Genomic DNA, 4,539 nt, shown 5'->3' with positions numbered 1-4,539 from the left:
TGAGTTTAAAATATATGTACCTGTATATTGAAACATAATTATGATTTTTTAGTTTGTTGTTGTGACTGTAGCTGAGCTGGCGGTGCTATAGTCTGATTAACTGGAATATTAGTTTGAAGTCTTGGATCACTAGAGTTCTCCATGACTAATTTTACCAACCCATTAATAATCTCTTGACATACATAATCAGGAAATTCCATCATTTGTGATGTATCTCTTGTAGAATCTAATTGTGTTTGTGTTAAACGTAAATGTTGAGGTGATTTTAGATAATCAATATGAATATTCTTTAATTGAAATACAGAATCATCACGTCCATATCTAATCTCACATCTGACTGTACTGGCATTACCAAATCTATGACCTATATTCTTTTCAACTAAACTTTCTTGTTTATTTCCAATTTTAATAGATCTTGAAAGATTAGAATTAGTTTCATAGTTATAGTCTCCGGATGGAGTATCTGTTCCAGTTCCTAAACTAGTATCAGATACATAACTATTAGTTGGAAGATCAGTAGATTTGTTTACATTATGGATAAAATAATAAGGACGTCTATAAGATGGTCTCATATAGAAATTATTAATAACTAGAGGCCACATATCAGAAGTCAATCTTGTTGCTCCACAATTCCATAAATCTCCTGCATCCCAACAGTCTTTTTGTTCATTTACTTTAAATATACAAACACAATTAAGCATATGAAGATAATCATCAGGCAGATCGGCCTCATATGTAGCTCCATACAAACCTTTAATTGTTTCTGAATCAGCAGTACCATAAGCTGAATCAGCTTTCTTAACAGGAAGTATAGCAGTCGCTTTTAATACTCTCAAATCATCAGTAGTTTGCTGATTAGCATCATAGATATTATATCTAGTATTTATATATTGCAATACAGCTTTATTTACTAAATAGTTAAAATCTGGGAGTAAAAGACTTGGAGCTTCTACTTTATTCATTTCCACCAATAAGGCTTCGTAGAGCTGCTTAAGTGTCATTATTTATTTTCTTTATTTAATTTCTCTAAGGCTTTTGGATTACTTACCTCTAAATCAGGATAAGTATCTCTCTTTATAGATTCTAATAACTTCTTATTTCTAGGATCTCGCATCCATGAAATAACTACATCAATAGTTCCTCCTAAAGAGATTCCATCACCATAAACATAAATACCAGAAACACTTCTGATAACTCCTTTATCTCTTGCATCTAAGAAGAGCGTTCTTAACTCTAAATCTTCTCCAGTATATAATTTAATAATTTTATCTGGATCTCTAGATGCAATCTCTAACAGATAATCCTTAATATCTGAATCAGAAGCATGAGACATGTGTTTACCAAGTATTCTGGCTACCTTTAATCTACCTTCTGCTCCTCTAGGATCATCAAATATATAACTTTCAGCATCATGAATCTTTTGTCTCTTACTAACTTTCTTTTGTACTTCTACTCCAGGTCTTTCTATATAAAGTTCGGCTCTTCCATATCGTTTAGAATCACCGTCTATAATAAGATTACCTTTAGCATCTCTTTGTTCTCTAGAATCTGCAATCATAGGACAATTTTTAATTGCTTCCCATCTTGCCTCATCCCAAGGATCAGTAAGATCAAAAGTTTTCCCATCTTCTATTGTAAATGTCTCTGTTACTTTAATAAAAGGTTTGCCACTATTTCTTTCAGCATCAGAAACAATCATATTTCCAAATGAATCAACCTGCTTAACACACTCAGGCCAATTTCCATTCTTATCTCTACAAGGTTGGATGTAGTATTTCATTCCTACCTTACCAAAAACACTTCTTAAAACTATTTTTGACTCTTCCATATTAATTCATTATTACTTATACTATTTAAGAATAAGGGAAGAGTAAATCTTCCCTTATTAGTTTTATATCTTTTATTAGATTTCCTCTAAAATGAAGCTACGATAAGGAGAGAATACTCCAACACCTGAGTATCCCCAGTTAATTAACTTATTAGCAGCTACAGCAGAAGAAACTACTCCAGATGACAAACCGTCTAATCCTCCTACGCCCTTTAGGAGGTAATATTAACTTAATATTTTTATTAAGATTAGACTATATCATTAACTTATTTAATTTAAATGTATTTAAACACATATCCTTTAGTAGTGGATATTTGACCATTTAAAACTTTGCGTACATTAGTATATATTTTCTTGCATTCTGCAACGGATTCAAATTCATTAATTAAATTACCATTTAAATCATACTGACCAACTTTTCTTTTAATGCCTGGATTACTATAATTAGATTTATCATTCATTTTTATAACCTTATTTATATTCCATTGATATTTGCCTAAAGTTAATCCAGAATTAGCTGCTTTATATAATTTTTTACAATCTAAATTTAGTTCTTCACAGAAATTAGCAACAGAATCTTCTTTTATAAAATTTCCATTCATATCATATTGATATATAATCCTATTAGTATTTACAGTCTTATTAAATTCAGGATTATATGAATAATAATGTTTATGTATAGCAGTCATTTTATGAATAGCATCTCTGATTGATTCTCTAGCTGCATCAGAATCTTCTGCAGCTTCCGATGTAGAATTATAAACTTTTAATAATTCCCCATTTAAAGAGAACATATAAACAGGTTTAGCATTATTCCCTAAATATGAATATTCCTTTATATCTATTGTAGAATCAGCACTCCAAAAGTAATTTCCACAACTTTTCTTGTTCCTCATACCTATAGATATTCCATATTCATTTATTCCTGTTTTTTCAGAGGCTTGTTTTATAGAGGAAAAACTCTCTATCAAAGTTCCATCTAATGAGAACTGATTAACTTCTTTCTCCAAATTTACTCTTTGACCTCCTTCTGCTATATTATATACATCTTCTCTCTCCAAGAATGTTTTATTTACTAAAAAATTTTCTAATAATAAAGCATCTTCTAGTGTATCAAAAGTTGCTAAAATATATCTATGAAATTTATCAAATCCATGTTTTTTAACAGCACATTGAAATTTAGTTTTTGGATTTTTAATAGTACTAGGATTAAATACATTAACCATATTTCCTATATATCCATCAAATGTATTCTCGTTGTCAGTCACATGCTGACCAATATAAATTTTATTATTTTCTTTGTTTATTGTTATATATACTATATACTTCATAAGTTATTTCCCATTTCGTTATTAATAAATAACTACGTCCGTTCGGACTAGTCGTTGAACCTTATCTTAATACTTCACATTGCTTGTATTTATAAAGATCTTGGTTGCTGATTATCCTATCAATTAGGAACTTCCAGCAGTTAAAGAAATTTTATGTAAATTACTCACGTAATTTATTCCCCAGCGTAATTTTGTTTAGGGAAACGATTTGTGATAAAATCACCGCCCTTCAAAGTAAACATCTGCGTAAAGTAGACTTTAAGTCTATATTTTTGGACTATATCTTTAACTTGATATAAGATTTAATCAATATATTTCCAAATGTATCCTCCAGCAGTTTTTCTTTTGCCAGATAGTACATTAGGAGCACCACAAGTATCTTTTTTTGCCTCTCTAACTGTATTGAATACTTGTATTAGTTCTCCCTCTTTAGTATATTTTCCAACTTTTCTTGCTTGAGTTTTAGTTTTTAATTTCTTCATATTCGGAACTCGTTCCCAACTCCACTGAAATCCCATTGAAGAATTTCCTGTTCTAACAGCTCTATAGATATTTAGTGATTCTCCTAAATCTCTTATTGCCTCTGATTCTGATTCATACTCTCTAATAAAGTTTCCTTCTAAATCATATTGATATACTGGTTTATTTCTATGACTTTCTGATTGCGGAATAGGAAATTTGTCATATTTTATATCAGAAACATAAAATTGTTTATTACACAGAGATTTTATTTTAATAGCTGTAGATAAAGTATTTATAGTTATATTTATAAAATTAGAACAGTCTGTTAAAGATTTAAATTCTTGTAAATAATTTCCATTTATATCATATAAGTAGCATTTAGTTTTGTTGCAGTCTATTCTAAATTCATCAATATTTATTAGATCATATTTATGATCTGACCATAAATATCCAATACTAGGAGTTCTTTCAAAAATAGCTGTTCCTATACTAGATGAACTACATTTATAATATAACGCTGCTTCTGTGATACTAGACCACTCTTTAATAAATTCTCCGTTTAAGTTATACTGATAAATAACTTTACATGGTTTAGGAGGCATTCCTCCTCCAAGAGTAACATTATAAGTATCCTTCCTTGCAATAAATTCTGGACAAACTAACCAACGTTCTAGGTCTAAAGCATCCTGTAAATCATCAAATACTTTTAATACCTTTCTGATAAAGTTCTTTGGTCCATATTTCTTTACAGCGTATTGAAACGGATATTTTGGATGTGCATAGGAACTTGGGGCATTTGAATAACAGTTACACCCTAAATAGCCATCGAATTTATCTGGCATTTCCGTTCCATGTACTCCTATGTAAATTTTATTATTACAAAGAAAAATTGGATAACCAAAGATGAAAAAAATTATC

At 29.8% G+C, this 4,539-nt stretch carries 4 protein-coding genes; all 4 read right to left on the bottom strand.

Going from position 1 to position 4,539, the window contains the following annotated elements; all coding sequences use genetic code 11:
- Window positions 1–38: 38 nt before the first annotated feature.
- Window positions 39–962: a hypothetical protein gene (locus tag ACI3VO_RS06840; protein WP_439757189.1), complete on the bottom strand. Its 924-nt coding sequence runs from the start codon at window positions 960–962 to the stop codon at window positions 39–41.
- Between the two features lie 38 nt (window positions 963–1,000).
- Window positions 1,001–1,828, bottom strand: a complete 828-nt coding sequence (locus ACI3VO_RS06835) for a hypothetical protein (protein WP_439757188.1) — start codon at window positions 1,826–1,828, stop codon at window positions 1,001–1,003.
- A gap of 275 nt (window positions 1,829–2,103) precedes the next feature.
- Window positions 2,104–3,159 (bottom strand): NUMOD1 domain-containing DNA-binding protein, encoded by a 1,056-nt coding sequence (locus ACI3VO_RS06830; RefSeq protein WP_439757187.1) that lies wholly within the window; start codon window positions 3,157–3,159, stop codon window positions 2,104–2,106.
- Between the two features lie 302 nt (window positions 3,160–3,461).
- The coding region (locus ACI3VO_RS06825) for an NUMOD1 domain-containing DNA-binding protein (RefSeq protein ID WP_439757186.1) at window positions 3,462–4,539 on the bottom strand (1,078 nt) is incomplete at its 5' end.

The sequence above is a fragment of the Intestinibacter sp. genome, from assembly GCF_051866655.1.
In the GTDB taxonomy this organism is placed as follows: Bacteria; Bacillota; Clostridia; order Peptostreptococcales; family Peptostreptococcaceae; genus Intestinibacter.
Note: the sequence above shows the minus strand (reverse complement) of the source record. Positions and strands in the feature narration are given on the sequence as shown.